The organism is Pseudomonas ekonensis (assembly GCF_019145435.1).
Classification (GTDB): Bacteria; Pseudomonadota; Gammaproteobacteria; order Pseudomonadales; family Pseudomonadaceae; genus Aquipseudomonas; species Aquipseudomonas ekonensis.
Genome location: NZ_JAHSTS010000001.1, coordinates 2,897,952 through 2,910,366, shown reverse-complemented (window position 1 = coordinate 2,910,366; position 12,415 = coordinate 2,897,952). Strand labels below are relative to the sequence as shown.

Genomic DNA, 12,415 nt, shown 5'->3' with positions numbered 1-12,415 from the left:
GTCACCGGTACGGGATCGGCGAGGCGCCTTTGGGCAGGCAGGTCAACGGCGGCGACATGATCCCCATGCTGGCCACCGCGACGATCGCGCCGCTGGGCAGTTCGCAGTTGTACTCGCCGCCGGCGGTGTAGGCCGTGTAGTAGGTGAGGGTGCTGTCGCTGCGCACGTTGGCGATCTTGGTGACGGGTTGGCCGATCACGGTCTGGGCCCGTTCCTTCATGCTGTCTTCGGTGGGTTTGGCGGTCTGGCAACCGGCGGCGCCGGCCAGCAGGGCGCCGATGACAGCGAGTTTGCAGAGGCGTGAGTGCAGTTTCATGGTGTGTCTTCCTTGGTGTTGTTCTTTTTCCGGGCGCAACGGTGCCGAGCACGGTGCAAAGGCCGTGTGGGGAAACGTCGGGGGTTGCGGGGACTATAGCGCCGGGCGGTGCACCGGTCGATTAGCACAAATGTGCTAGTGGAGACCAAACGGGCGGCCGGACGGGGCCGCCCGTTCGTCTGGATGGGCGGGTTATTGAGGGCTGTTGAACTGGTCGGAATAACTGCCGGTCATGAGTGCCGAAGCGACCCGGTCGGAGCCGATGCCGACGCGGGAGTAGGCCAGGCGGTTGGCGCCGACCTTGTCTGCGCCATCGGCGGCCACAGCGCCTGCACCGACGTGGTCGGAGCCGTCGGAAGCCACAGCGCCCGCACCGACGTGGTCGGAGCCGTCGGAAGCCACAGCGCCCGCACCGACGTGGTCGGCTCCGTCGGAAGCCACAGCGCCTGCGCCGACATGGTCGGATCCGTCGGAGGCCACAGCGCCTGCGCCGACGTGGTCGGAACCGTCGGAGGCCACAGCGCCTGCACCGACGTGGTCGGAACCGTCGGAGGCCATAGCGCCTGCACCGACATGGTCGGATCCGTCGGAAGCCACAGCGCCCGCACCGACATGGTCGGAACCGTCCGAAGCCACCGCACCCGCACCGACATGATCCGAGCCATCCGACGCCAACGCCTGCGGCTGCGCCGCCCAGGCAACCGGCACCACCACCGTTGCGGCCACCGCAAGAACGACGCCTGTCAAAAGCTTGTGTTTCATGATCTTCTCCACGACCCATCAGCCACAACGCGTCCGAGCGGCGTCCGTCGGATGCACCGGCGGCAGGGCTCGTTGGCCCGGGGTTAACCAGATTGGCGATTGGCACGGGCGCACCGGCAGGTGCACGGGTGTCGACGTACAGCATGAAACTTCGCTAGCGAACTGAAAAGTATAGTCGGCCAACCGTGGGTGACGGAGGCCGGTCGGCCCGGGGCGATAGTCGGTTAACGTCCTTGCGGGCGGGCGCTAGAAGGAAATCGGTCTAAAAAGGGCGTTTCGGATTTCAAGGCCTTTGCTAGGCTCATAGGTGTAGGCGAACACGCAGACTGATGCGCAAGCGGATAGCGAGGAAGCGTTGGGCGCGTTCCGAAGGGTACACGGTTAGAAAGATCCCCGCGCTGGGATCCAGCCCTTACGCCGTGTGAAGCAGCAGAGCACATTGCCTGTACTGTGGGAGTCCTGATAAACCTCGTAAGCCAGAGACCAGCACTGGCCGCCTACTCGAACACCAAAGCCCGCCTTGCGCGGGCTTTGACGTTTCGGGGGCCTACACTTTCGCCAGGGCCTGCGCCAGGTCGGCGCGCAGATCCTCCACATCCTCCACGCCCACGGACAGGCGCACCAGCGTGTCGCCGATGCCCAGCCGTGCGCGGGTCTCTACCGGAATGGTGGCGTGGGTCATGATCGCCGGGTGCTCGATCAGGCTTTCCACGCCGCCGAGGCTTTCGGCCAGGGCGAAGATCTTCACGTTCTCCAGGAAGCGTCGGGCGCCGGCCAGGTCACTGTCCAGGTCCAGGGAGATCATCCCGCCGAAACCGCGCATCTGCCGTTTCGCCAGTTCATGCTGCGGGTGCGACGGCAAGCCCGGGTAATAGACGCGCTTGACCTGCGGCTGACGCTCCAGCCACTGCGCCAGTTCCAGGGCGTTGCTGCAATGGCGCTCCATGCGCAGCGCCAGGGTCTTCACGCCGCGCAGGGTGAGGAACGCGTCGAACGGTCCTGCGATCGCGCCGATGGCGTTCTGCAGGAAGCCCAAACGTTCGGCCACCTCGGCGTTCTGCCCGACCACGGCGATGCCGCCGATCACGTCGGAGTGGCCGTTGAGGTACTTGGTGGTCGAGTGCAGCACGATGTCGAAGCCCAGTTCCAGCGGACGCTGGATGTACGGGCTGGCGAACGTGTTGTCGGCCACGCACAGAATGCCCCGCGCCCGGCAGGTGCGGGCGATGGCCGCGAGGTCGACCAGGCCGAGCAACGGGTTGGTCGGGGTCTCGACGATGACCATGCGGGTGTCGTCCTGCAACGACGCTTCGAAGGCCGACAGGTCGCTCAGGTCGACATAGCTGAAACGATGCCCGGCGCTGTGCTGGCGCACTTTGTCGAACAGGCGGAACGTGCCGCCGTACAGGTCGTTGCCCGACACGACGTGCGAGCCGGCCTCGAGCAGTTCGAGCACCGTGGAAATGGTCGCCAGGCCCGAAGCGAAGGCGAACGCCCGGGTGCCGCCTTCCAGGTCCGCCACGCAGCGCTCGAGGGCGAAGCGGGTCGGGTTGTGCGAGCGGCCGTAGTCGAAGCCCTTGTGCACGCCGGGGCTGTCCTGCAGGTAGGTGGAGTTGGCGTAGATCGGCGGCATCAGCGCGCCGGTGGTCGGATCCGGCGTTTGCCCGGCGTGGATCACGCGGGTGGCGAAGTCCTGTGGCGGGGCGTTTTCATCGTGCTGGCTCATGCCAGGGATCTCCGTAGTTGGTTGAGCATGTCGACGCGGGTGATCAGGCCGTGGAAGCCCGAAGCGTCGGCGATGATCGCCACCAGCCCGCGGTTGAGGACCTTCTCCAGCTCGGCCAGGTCGGCGTTCGGCGCCAGGGTCTGCAGCTTGTCGGTCATCGCGCTGGCGACGGTCTTGCGAAAATGCGCAGCGTCTTCATGGACGCCGAGCAGGATGTCGGACTCGTCGATCACCCCGACCAGTTGCCGGCCTTCGACCAGGACGGGCAGTTGCGACACATCGGCCAGGCGCATGCGCTGGAAGGCCGTGAGCAGGGTGTCTTCCGGGCCGACGCTGATCACGCGACCGTCCTCGAAGCGCCGGGCCACCAGGTCGCGCAGATCGCCGTAACGCTTGCGCGCCAACAGGCCCTGGTCGTTCATCCACTGATCGTTGTAGACCTTGGACAGGTAGCGGGTGCCGGTGTCGCAGACGAAGCTGACCACCCGTTTCGGTTCGGTCTGCTCGCGGCAGTAGCGCAGCGCGGCGGCGAACAGGGTGCCGGTGGAGGAACCGCCGAGAATGCCTTCGACCCGCAGCAGTTGGCGGGCGTGGTCGAAGCTTTCTTCGTCGCTGATGGAATAGGCGTGGCGCACGCTGGAGAGGTCGGAGATCGACGGAATGAAGTCCTCGCCGATGCCTTCCACCGCCCAGGAGCCGGCGGTGCCGAGGTGGCCGCTGCGGCTGTATTCGGCCATCACCGAACCCACCGGGTCGGCCAGCACCATTTCCAGGTTCGGCTGCACGCGCTGGAAGAACCGGGTCAGGCCGGTGAGCGTGCCGGCGGAGCCGACGCCGACGACGATGGCGTCCAGGTCATGTTCGGTCTGCGCCCAGATTTCCGGGGCGGTGCTGCATTCGTGGGCCAGCGGGTTGGCGGGGTTGTTGAACTGGTCGGCGAAGAAGGCGCCGGGAATGTCCTTGGCCAGGCGTGCGGCGACGTCCTGGTAGTACTCGGGGTGACCCTTGCCGACGTCGGAGCGGGTGATGTGCACTTCGGCGCCCATGGCCTTGAGGTGCAGGACTTTCTCGGTGGACATCTTGTCCGGCACCACCAGCACCACCCGGTAGCCTTTGGCGCGGCCGACCAGGGCCAGGCCCAGGCCGGTGTTGCCGGCGGTGGCCTCAACGATGGTGCCGCCGGGCTGGAGGCGGCCGTCGCGTTCGGCGGCGTCGATCATGGCCAGACCGATGCGGTCCTTGATCGAGCCACCGGGGTTCTGCGATTCGAGTTTGAGAAACAGTGTGCACGGCCCGGTGTCGAAGCGGGTGACGCGAACCAGCGGTGTGTTGCCTATCAGCCCAAGCACTGCAGGGCGTGAATCCTTTGACATCTCTTCACCTCGTTTGTGGTGATTGATCGCGATCCATTCGCGGGGAACAAGCTCGCATGCAACATAGGCCCGGATGGTCTGCGCCGCAACCTTTCGATGGCCGGGGCAATGATTTGGGGCGTGGGTGCGGCAAGCCTCGATTGCGGTTTTCGTTCGATCGCCGCTAATATACGTTCCATATGCATTTCATATCAGGTATTGCCGTGGGCATCGTAAAAATCTCCGAGGACATGCACGAGAACCTGCGCATCTCCAGCAGCGCGCTCAGCCGTTCGATCAACGCACAGGCTGAGCACTGGATGCGCATCGGCATGCTTGCCGAGCTGCACCCCAACCTGGATCACAGCGCCATCTGCCGCTTGCTGATCCGCGCCGAGCAGGCGGGCGGTCTCGATCTGCAGAGTCTGTGTGCGTTGGCGGATGCGTCGTCTGCACTGGGGGCCGAAGCATGAGAAACCCGATCAAGATCAACTCCGCCGCCGACATCGCCCAATCGCGGGAGGCGGGCCGGTTGGCCGCCGAAGTGCTGGCCATGCTGGTGCCCCACGTCAAGGCCGGGGTCTCCACCGACGACCTCGACCGTCTGTGCAACGACTACATCGTCAACGTGCAGAAGGCGATTCCGGCCAACGTCGGCTATCACGGCTTTCCGAAGACGGTGTGCGCGTCGGTCAACGAGGTCGTGTGCCACGGCATTCCGTCGGGCCGCAAACTGAAGGACGGCGACATCGTCAACCTCGACATCGCGGTGATCAAGGACGGCTGGTTCGGCGACACCAGCCGCATGTACGTGGTCGGCGAGCCGACGCCCGAGGCCCGGCACCTGATCAAGACCACCTATGACGCCATGTGCGCCGGCATCCGCGCCGTGCGGCCGGGTGCGACCCTGGGCGACATCGGCTTCGCGATCCAGAGCCTGGCGGAGCGGGAAGGCTTCAGCGTGGTGCGCGAGTACTGCGGACACGGCATCGGCAAGGTCTATCACGACGAGCCGCAGGTGCTGCACTACGGGCATCCGAACCAGGGCCTGAAGCTGAAGGCGGGGATGATCTTCACCGTCGAGCCGATGCTCAACGCCGGCAAGCGCCATGTGAAGAGCCTGGCCGACGGCTGGACCGTGGTGACCAAGGACCAGTCGCTCTCGGCGCAGTGGGAACACATGGTGGCGGTGACCGAGGACGGCTTCGAAGTGCTGACGGCGTGGCCGGACGAGATCGCGGGGTTTGCGCCGATCCTTCGGTCGTAAAAAAGGGCCGGCACCGCCCGACGCGTTGCCGGCCCGAAGGTGACATTTCAAAGAGAGTTGACTGTGCCGGCCTCATCGCTGGCAAGCCAGCTCCCACAGGTTTTGCGGTGTGCATGAATCGGGGTACCTGTGGGAGCTGTGCCGATGCCGGACTCAGTGGGCGCCGGCTGCCTTGTTCAGGTCGCTTTCCGCCCATTCGGTGTACACGCAGGCGTCCGCCGTGGCCCAGCGCACCTGCACCGGATCGCCGGCCTTGAGCGGCATGCCGGCGGCGGACAGGGCCTTGACCGTCATCGCGGTGCCGCCCGGCGTGACCACGCTGCACGTCTGGCTCTCGCCGAGGAACAGCACCTCCACCACCTTGGCCGACACCTCGTTCCATCCGGCGGCCAGCGGTTCGTTCACCGCTTGCTGCACGCTCAGCGCCAGGGCCTTTTCCGGGCGCACCATCAGCAGCACGTCCTGTCCGCTGTGCAGGCCGGCGGTGAGGCGGATCGACAGCGCTTGCCCTTCGAAATCCGCCGCCCCGTTGCCCTGGGCCTTGAGCCGCAGGAAGTTCGAGTTGCCGAGGAACGACGCCACAAAGGCGTTCGGCGGGTTCTGGTACAGGTCATAGCCGCTGCCCAGGCCGACGATCTTGCCGTGGCTGAAGATCGCGATGCGCTGGGACAGGCGCATGGCTTCTTCCTGGTCGTGGGTCACGTAGACGATGGTGATGCCCAGGCGCCGGTGCAGCTGGCGCAGTTCGTCTTGCAGGTCTTCACGCAGCTTCTTGTCCAGCGCCCCGAGAGGTTCGTCCATCAGCAGGATGCGCGGCTCGTAGACCAGCGCCCGGGCGATGGCGACCCGTTGCTGCTGGCCGCCGGACAACTGCGAAGGGCGACGGTGGGCGAACGGCTCCAACTGCACCAGCTTGAGCATCGCCTCCACGCGCTTGTCCCGCTCGGCGGCGGAGAGTTTGCGGATCATCAGCGGGAAGGCGATGTTGTCGCGCACCGAAAGATGCGGGAACAGCGAGTAACGCTGGAACACCATGCCGATGTCGCGCTTGTGCGGCGGCACGTTCACCAGCGACTGGCCGTTGACCAGGATCTCGCCGCTGCTCGGCGTCTCGAAACCGGCGAGCATCGACAGCGTGGTGCTTTTGCCCGAGCCGCTGGAGCCCAGGAAGGTGAGGAATTCGCCGTCCTTGATGTCCAGCGAGATGTTGTCCACGGCGGCGAAATCGCCGTAGTGCTTGTTCAGGTGGCGCAGGCTGACCAGAGGTTTGTCGCTCTGCTGGGATGCGTCTTTGATCACGGCACTCATGTCGTACTCCTGGGCGCTCAGGCGCGGATTTCATTGCGCCGGCGCAGGGCGGCGGCGATCACCATGACCAGCACCGACAGGCCGATCAGCAGCGTCGAGGCGACGGCGATCACGGGTGTCAGGTCCTGACGCAGGGTGGTCCACATTTTCACGGGAAGGGTCTGCAGGGTCGGGCTGGCCATCATCACGCTCAGCACCACTTCGTCCCACGAGACGAGGAAGGCGAAGAGGGCGCCGGCGACCATGCCCGGACGGATCGCCGGGAACGTCACCCTGAACACCGCTTGCAGGCGCGAGGCGCCGCAGATCACCGCCGCGTCCTCGATCGACTGGTCGAACAGCTTCAGCGAGTTGATGATCGAGATGATGGTGAACGGCAGGGCGACGATCACATGGCTGACGACGAAGGCGAACATCGTCCCGGTGTAGCCGAGCTTGAGGAACAGCGCGTACACCGCCACGGCGATGATCACCAGCGGCACGATCATCGGCAGGGTGAACAGGCCGTAGAGCATTTCCCGGCCGGGAAAGCGCCCGCGCACCAGGGCGAAGGCGGTCGGCAGGCCCAAGGCCACGGCGCAGACGGTGGTCAGCACTGCGACCTTGAGGCTGGCCATGGCCGCGCTCATCCAGTCGGCGTTGGAGAAGAACTGCACGTACCACTTCAGCGTCCAGCCCGGCGGCGGGAACACCAGCCACTGGGACGAGCCGAACGACAGCAGCACGATGAACACGATGGGCAGCAGCAGGAACAGGCCGATCAGCCCGGTCGTCGCGTACAGGCCCAGGCGCATCCGGCGGCTCATGGCATTTGGTGTCAGGAGCATGTCGGCTTACCTCGCGTTGCTGGCGCCAACCGGGGATTCCGGCTGAAGCTTCAGGTAGAAGTAGAACAGCACCAGGGTGATGACGATCAGCAACGCGGCGCCGGCGCTGGCCAGGCCCCAGTTGAGGAACGACTGCACCTGCTGAATGATGAACTCCGGCAGCATCATGTTCTGCGCCCCGCCCAGCAGCGCCGGGGTGACGTAGTAACCGAGCGACATCACGAACACCATCAGCCCGCCGGACGCCAGCCCCGGCCGGCACAGCGGCAGGAACACCCGGAAGAAGTTGGTCCACGGGCTGGCGCCGCAGATCGAACCGGCCTGCAGGATCATCGGGTCGATGGCCTGCATGGTCGCCTGCAGCGGCAGCACGATGAACGGGATCATGATGTAGCTCATGCCGATCACCACGCCGGTGAGGTTGTGCACCATCTCCAGCGGCTGGTCGATGATGCCCAGCGCCATCAACGCCTTGTTGATCACGCCCGAGGCCTGCAGCAGCACCAGCCAGGAGTAGGTGCGCGCAAGCAGGCTGGTCCACATCGACAGCAGCACGATGTTGAGCATCCAGCGGCCCCAGCCGCGCGGCACCAGAGTGATCGCCCAGGCCAGCGGAAAGCCCAGCAGCAGGCTGAACAGGGTCACCAGCCCGGCCACCGAAAAGGTGTTGAGCAGCACCCGCGCATAGGCCGAGTTGGCGAACAACTGCTGGTAGTTGCCCAGGCCCGGTTCAGGCTCGAGCACGCCGCGCAGCAGCAGGCCGATCAGCGGCGCGAGAAAGAACAGGCCGAGGAACAGCAGCGCCGGGGCCAGGTTGCCGGCGCCGCGCCAGCGTTGTTTGAGGGACGGGGCTTGCGCCATGGCACTCGCCTTGACCGGGGCCGGGCCGGCAGCGCTGGCGGCGCTCCCGGCGGCAGTTGAGGGACGGGACGCGGTGGCCGCCATTTTCATTTGACCAGCCATTCGTTCCACCGTGTCGCGATGGCCGGACCGTTCTTGGCCCAGTACGCGAAATCAAGGGTGATCTGATCCTTAGCGTAGGCAGTCGGCAGGTTGGGGGCCAGCGTCGAGTCCAGACGCGCCACGCTGTCGACGTTGACCGGGGCGTAGGCGGTCAGGTTTGAGAAGTCGGCCTGGCCTTTGGCGCTGCTGGCGCTGGCCAGGAACTTCATTGCCGCGTCCTTGTTTTTCGAGCCCTTCGGTACGACCAGGATGTCGGCCATCACCAGGTTCTGCTTCCAGCTCACGCCCACCGGCGCGCCGTCCTGCTGCAGGGCGTAGGTGCGGCCGTTCCAGAACTGGCCCAGGCTGGCCTCGCCGGAGGCGAGCAATTGCTGCGACTGCGCGCCGCCGCCCCACCAGACGATGTCTTTCTTGATGGTGTCGAGTTTCTTGAAGGCGCGGTCCAGATCCAGCGGGTAGAGCTTGTCCGCCGGTACGCCGTCGGCCAAAAGGGCCAGCTCCAGCACGCCGGGGCTTGGCCATTTGTACAGGGCGCGTTTGCCGGGGTAGGTCTTGGTGTCGAACAGGGCGCTCCAGTCCTGGGGCTTGTTGGCGCCGACCTTGCCTTCGTTGTAGCCGAGCACGAAGGAGAAGAAGAACGAGCCGACGCCGTGGTCTCTGACGAAACGCGGGTCGATCTTGTCGCGCTGGATCTGCTTGAAGTCGAGGGGTTCGAGCAGGCCTTCGGCGGCGGCGCGCAGGGCGAAGTCGGCTTCGACATCGACCACGTCCCACTGCACGTTGCCGCTTTCGACCATGGCCTTGAGCTTGCCGTAGTCGGTGGGGCCGTCCTGCACCACGGTGATGCCGCTGGCCTTGCTGAACGGGTCGGCCCAGGCCTGCTTCTGCGCATCCTGGGTGCTGCCGCCCCAGCTGACAAAGTTCACGCTTTCGGCGGCCATTGCAGCGTGGCCGGTCACGCTCAGCAGTCCCGCAAGAAGGATTGCGGTTGCAGCTTTGTTCAACACCATTTTCACGCCCTCATTGTTGTGTTTTTCAGCGGGCTTGCGTTGTTGCCCGCCTGTCGGGAGCAGTAGAGGGACGGCTGGGTCGGCTCGTCCGGTCTATGGAATATCATATTATGGTATTCCAAACTTTGTGCAAGCATTTTGCCGTACCGGTTATCCGGCAAACGGGGTCATTCGGTGAAGGGAATGCTCTCGACCACTTCCAGATCGTAGCCGGTCAAACCGGCATATTTCAGCGGCGGGCCCAGGTGGCGCAGCTTGCCGACGCCCAGGTTCTGCAGGATCTGCGCCCCGGTGCCCACTTCAGAATAGATCCGCGACTGCGAGCGGCTGAACTGGCGGGGCGGCTGGGTCAGTTGCGGCACCCGCTCCAGCAGCGCCTGGGAGGATTCATGGTTGGCCAGCACCACGACCACGCCATGGCCCTCGGCCGCGACCCGCTGCAGCGCCGCCCACAGCGTCCAGTTGCGCGGTCCGCTGTACTCGGCGCCGACTAGGTCGCGCAGCGGGTCGATCACATGCACGCGCACCAGCGTCGGCTGCTCGCGGCGCAGTTCGCCCATCACCATGGCCATGTGCACGCCGCCCTCGATGCGGTCCTCGAAGGTGATCAGGCGAAAGGTGCCGTGCACCGTCGGCAGTTCGCGTTCGCCGATGCGTTCGATGGTGTGCTCGGTGCTCAGGCGGTAGTGGATCAGGTCGGCGATGGTGCCGATCTTGATCCCGTGCTTGCGCGCGAAGGCTTCCAGATCCGGCCGGCGGGCCATGGTGCCGTCGTCGTTCATCACTTCGACGATCACCGATGCGGGCGAGAAACCGGCCAGGCGCGCCAGGTCGCAACCGGCCTCGGTGTGCCCGGCGCGGGTCAGCACGCCGCCTTCGCGGGCGCGCAGGGGGAAGATATGGCCGGGCTGCACCAGATCCTCGGCGCAGGCACCGGGCGCCACTGCCGCCGCCACCGTACAAGCGCGGTCGGCGGCGGAAATACCGGTAGTCACGCCGACCGCCGCTTCGATGGAAACCGTGAACGCGGTGCTGAACACGCTGCCGTTGCTCGGCACCATTTGCTCCAGGCCCAGCCGCTGGCAATGTTCGTCGGTCAAGGTCAGGCAGATCAGCCCGCGGGCCTCACGGGCCATGAAGCTGATCGCCTCGGGTGTGCAGCGGTCGGCGGCCAGCAGCAGGTCGCCTTCGTTCTCCCGGTCCTCGTCATCGACCAGCAGCACCATTTTGCCGAGGCGGTAATCTTCGAGGATTTCTTCGATGCTGTTGAAGGCCATGCTGGACTCCCGGTGTTTGTTGGATATTTGTGGTATACCATAATACAAATTTAACCAAGAGGTCACTATGAAGGCTTACTGGATTGCTCACGTGGACGTCACCGACCCGGACCGCTACAGCCAATACACCCAACGCGCGCCGAAGGCATTCGCCGAGTACGGCGGACGTTTCCTGGCCCGGGGCGGGCGCAGCGAAGCGCTGGAGGGCAGGGCGACGCCCCAGCGTAGCGTGGTGATTGAGTTCGACAGTTACGAACAGGCGGTGGCGTGCTACCGCTCGACGGCGTATCAGGAAGCGAAAAGCTACCGGGAGGAGTGGGCGAGGGCGGAAGTCATTATTGTGGAAGGGATGGCGCCGTAAGCGCTTGCTTGCAAGGCCGCGCTAAATACAGCGAAATGAGAGGCTTGTCATTCATTGAACGACAGGCCGCGCGTACGCAATCCAGAGCTCAGCATGGGATTTCTTGCCTGCGGATTTACAAGCCATGCTCGAAGGGATTATTGAGGCGCACTATGACAAGAAGAATGTTTGCAAATAGGCGAATTGGCTATTGGTTGCTGGGCGTTCTATTTGTAAATGCGATCTTTCTGGCGTTTCTGATTGTGGGGAACAGTTCGAAGGAACGTGATTTGGAGAGGGTTAAAACCAAAGAACCTCTGCTGATCGAAGGGCAAGGTGGCGATGATAATTACTATGTCCTGCCCATGGGGACTACGCTCTATCACGATAAGAGTTTTCCTGAAGGGCATGATCGCTATGTTGTCTATCTGAATCACAAAGGTTCAATCGCTCACGAAGAGGTTCCCATGAAGCCTGAGTATGGTGGCTCTTTCATCGACCCTCTTTGGTTACAGAATATCGATGCGGACACATTGAAAGACATTTTCAAGCGCTTCCCGCTTTCTAAAAAAGATATCTCCGCTGCTCTCAAGGCCAATGAGATCACCAAAGATGATTTGGCTGACATCATCCGGTCGATGCCGGACTGAGCCCTCCGGCCACCGAGGAAGCGGGCTCTGCATCTGTTGAAGGTGACTTCTGATCAGCGGATGAAGTGAATCTTGCCGCTGTCGTCGTTGCCCACATAGATGCCGTAGACGCCGGCCTGGCGTTCCTCGATGTAGCGTTCGAGGATCTGGCGGATCGCCGGGTAGTAGATCTTGTCCCACGGGATGTCTTCGGGGGCGAAGAATTGGCAGTCGAGGGTTTCCGGGCCGTACTGGCCGGTGATCTCCAGGGCGATGGCGCGGAAGATGATGTACACCTCGCTGATCTTCGGCACGCTGAAGATCGAGTAGGGCGAGACGATCTCGGCGCGCACGCCGCTTTCTTCCCAGACTTCGCGCACGGCCGCCTGCTCGGTGGTTTCGCCGCTTTCCATGAAGCCCGCCGGCAGCGTCCAGGTGCCCGGACGCGGCGGGATCGCCCGCTGGCACAAGAGGTATTTGCCGTCCTGCTCGATGATGCAGCCGGCGATGATCTTCGGGTTCACATAGTGGATGTAGCCGCAGCCGCGGCACATCAGGCGCTCGTGCGTATCGCCCGGCGGCACCTGCTGACCGAGGTCGGCGCCGCCGCATTTCGGGCAAAAGCTCGGGCTGAACAT

At 64.4% G+C, this 12,415-nt stretch carries 14 protein-coding genes; 4 read left to right on the top strand and 10 right to left on the bottom strand.

Going from position 1 to position 12,415, the window contains the following annotated elements; all coding sequences use genetic code 11:
- Position 1: 1 nt before the first annotated feature.
- The 4 genes from KVG96_RS12775 to KVG96_RS12760 all read right to left on the bottom strand — a co-directional run bounded on the left by KVG96_RS12775 (position 2) and on the right by KVG96_RS12760 (position 4,177).
- Positions 2 to 316, bottom strand: a complete 315-nt coding sequence (locus KVG96_RS12775; protein ID WP_085586826.1) for a hypothetical protein — start codon at positions 314 to 316, stop codon at positions 2 to 4.
- 192 nt (positions 317 to 508) lie between these two features.
- Entirely contained in the window at positions 509 to 1,078 is a 570-nt protein-coding gene (locus KVG96_RS27630; protein ID WP_217892400.1) for a phage infection protein, read from the bottom strand.
- Positions 1,079 to 1,625: 547 nt separating this feature from the next.
- Positions 1,626 to 2,804: a trans-sulfuration enzyme family protein gene (locus KVG96_RS12765; protein WP_217892399.1), complete on the bottom strand. Its 1,179-nt coding sequence runs from the start codon at positions 2,802 to 2,804 to the stop codon at positions 1,626 to 1,628.
- Positions 2,801 to 4,177: a pyridoxal-phosphate dependent enzyme gene (locus KVG96_RS12760; protein WP_217892398.1), complete on the bottom strand. Its 1,377-nt coding sequence runs from the start codon at positions 4,175 to 4,177 to the stop codon at positions 2,801 to 2,803. Before KVG96_RS12760 ends, KVG96_RS12765 begins: the two co-directional genes overlap by 4 nt.
- Positions 4,178 to 4,380: 203 nt before the next feature.
- On the opposite strand from KVG96_RS12760, the gene KVG96_RS12755 reads away from it, so the two are divergent.
- Positions 4,381 to 4,629, top strand: coding sequence for a ParD-like family protein (locus KVG96_RS12755; protein WP_217892397.1), 249 nt, complete (start codon positions 4,381 to 4,383; stop codon positions 4,627 to 4,629).
- Positions 4,626 to 5,423 (top strand): type I methionyl aminopeptidase, encoded by a 798-nt coding sequence (map, locus tag KVG96_RS12750; RefSeq protein WP_217892396.1) that lies wholly within the window; start codon positions 4,626 to 4,628, stop codon positions 5,421 to 5,423. Before KVG96_RS12755 ends, map begins: the two co-directional genes overlap by 4 nt.
- Before the next feature lie 153 nt (positions 5,424 to 5,576).
- Here map and KVG96_RS12745 read toward each other — a convergent pair whose 3' ends face one another.
- From KVG96_RS12745 to ribBA, 5 genes are all read right to left on the bottom strand, one after another.
- On the bottom strand, positions 5,577 to 6,731 hold the full coding sequence (locus tag KVG96_RS12745) for an ABC transporter ATP-binding protein (RefSeq protein WP_217892395.1): 1,155 nt from the start codon (positions 6,729 to 6,731) through the stop codon (positions 5,577 to 5,579).
- Between the two features lie 17 nt (positions 6,732 to 6,748).
- A complete protein-coding gene (locus KVG96_RS12740; RefSeq protein WP_217892394.1) occupies positions 6,749 to 7,558 on the bottom strand; it encodes an ABC transporter permease in 810 nt (269 codons plus the stop codon).
- Between the two features lie 6 nt (positions 7,559 to 7,564).
- The gene (locus KVG96_RS12735; RefSeq protein WP_217892479.1) at positions 7,565 to 8,509 is read right to left on the bottom strand and encodes an ABC transporter permease; all 945 of its coding nucleotides are present in this window, start codon (positions 8,507 to 8,509) and stop codon (positions 7,565 to 7,567) included.
- Complete coding sequence (locus tag KVG96_RS12730; protein ID WP_217892393.1) at positions 8,506 to 9,531, bottom strand: ABC transporter substrate-binding protein; 1,026 nt, start codon at positions 9,529 to 9,531, stop codon at positions 8,506 to 8,508. Before KVG96_RS12730 ends, KVG96_RS12735 begins: the two co-directional genes overlap by 4 nt.
- 167 nt (positions 9,532 to 9,698) lie before the next feature.
- On the bottom strand, positions 9,699 to 10,808 hold the full coding sequence (gene ribBA / locus KVG96_RS12725; RefSeq protein WP_217892392.1) for a bifunctional 3,4-dihydroxy-2-butanone-4-phosphate synthase/GTP cyclohydrolase II: 1,110 nt from the start codon (positions 10,806 to 10,808) through the stop codon (positions 9,699 to 9,701).
- Positions 10,809 to 10,875: 67 nt separating this feature from the next.
- Between ribBA and KVG96_RS12720 the strand changes: the two genes are divergently transcribed.
- Together KVG96_RS12720 and KVG96_RS12715 are read left to right on the top strand one after the other, a co-directional pair.
- The gene (locus KVG96_RS12720) at positions 10,876 to 11,169 is read left to right on the top strand and encodes a DUF1330 domain-containing protein (protein ID WP_217892391.1); all 294 of its coding nucleotides are present in this window, start codon (positions 10,876 to 10,878) and stop codon (positions 11,167 to 11,169) included.
- Positions 11,170 to 11,321: 152 nt separating this feature from the next.
- A complete protein-coding gene (locus KVG96_RS12715; protein WP_217892390.1) occupies positions 11,322 to 11,798 on the top strand; it encodes a hypothetical protein in 477 nt (158 codons plus the stop codon).
- 53 nt (positions 11,799 to 11,851) lie between these two features.
- Here the strand turns inward: KVG96_RS12715 and KVG96_RS12710 are convergent, their stop codons facing one another.
- Complete coding sequence (locus KVG96_RS12710) at positions 11,852 to 12,415, bottom strand: NUDIX hydrolase (RefSeq protein ID WP_085586815.1); 564 nt, start codon at positions 12,413 to 12,415, stop codon at positions 11,852 to 11,854.